The sequence below is a fragment of the Oleiphilus sp. HI0128 genome (genome assembly GCF_001635365.1).
In genome coordinates, this window is the sequence record NZ_LWGG01000246.1 from 1 (window position 1) to 1,051 (window position 1,051).

The window sequence follows — 1,051 nt, forward strand, 5'->3', positions numbered from 1 at the left end:
CCGAATTTCTGTATTTTGAATCCACCCCCAACAGAGGTAATTCATGGTGTTCACCTTTAGGTAGACACTCGTGGATCTGTTTATGGTAATTAATATAACGCCATGTACAGTCCATTCCTGCTGTAAGCATCATACGCAAACGCCAGTTCCACTGACGACTTAGTGTCAAACGGATATCCGGACTGCCAACTAGCGCAACTGCAATCAAATGATTATCCAATGCCAGGCCGATCACATCTTGCTGATTGGAAAAATGTAAGTTAATTAACTCTCGTATAGTTGCCCTGATACGTTGATCATAACCAGGGCGCGAAGCGTCAAATAGGTATTTAAAGGTAGGCTCATGTTTATAAGCTCTATATAGAATTGCTTTAGCTTCGGTAAAAGCGCCAGGTTCAAGTCGAACAACTCTTGCTTTGGTTTCTTCTGTTATTCTTGTCATAGGTGCCCCTAGTTCTTAGACTAATATATCGCGCTACAGACTTATGAAGACAATGTCATTCTGGCGCTGATCTTCCCTGGTGCATCATCTTTATCAATGGAAATCTGCTCGACTCGCACACCTAATGAGCTTTTCAAGCGACTTAACCAAGAAATTACCTTATCGAAAGAGGCGTCATCCACCCAAACTTTTAGCTTATTGTCGCCGCTTGGCTCGAAGCGCTTAAGTGCCACTTTCTGTTGCTTTGCAAGATTAGTAACCGATGAAACCAGCTGCTGGCTATTCAATGCTTTTTTGGAAGCACTGCCTTGATTGTTTTGACCAAGACTTCTCAGTGCGGCTTTATTCTGGTTTACCAAGGCTAGCAATTGCTGATTTTGCTCAAGCTTTGCCTCGGCTTGTTTTTTGTATTCATAAGCTGGCTTCATTAAGCCAAAGATCAGAATAACCAAGCTCAGAGCTACAAGCAGCACTTTAAGAGCCAAACGGTCACGTGCCGATAGCATCTCATACTGTTTGCGCATATTCAGTAGCGCAGAGTTCTGTTTTAAAGCTTCTAACATCTCAATATCTCTCTTAACTACCTAAACTAAGCACCGCCGACACTAA

General features: G+C 42.6%; 1 protein-coding gene and 1 pseudogene. Both read right to left on the reverse strand.

All coding sequences use genetic code 11. The annotated features are described in order from the left end of the window. Nucleotides 1–442: pseudogene (locus A3763_RS03275) on the reverse strand (GNAT family N-acetyltransferase); the annotation flags it as partial. Between the two features lie 41 nt (nucleotides 443–483). Then, complete coding sequence (gene gspM / locus A3763_RS03280; protein WP_068511054.1) at nucleotides 484–1,005, reverse strand: type II secretion system protein GspM; 522 nt, start codon at nucleotides 1,003–1,005, stop codon at nucleotides 484–486. Nucleotides 1,006–1,051 lie beyond the last annotated feature (46 nt).

What these genes read in the sequence shown, in the direction of transcription:
- gspM (WP_068511054.1), bottom strand. Translation starts at nt 1,005, where the DNA reads ATGTTAGAAGCTTTAAAACAGAACTCTGCGCTACTGAATATGCGCAAA.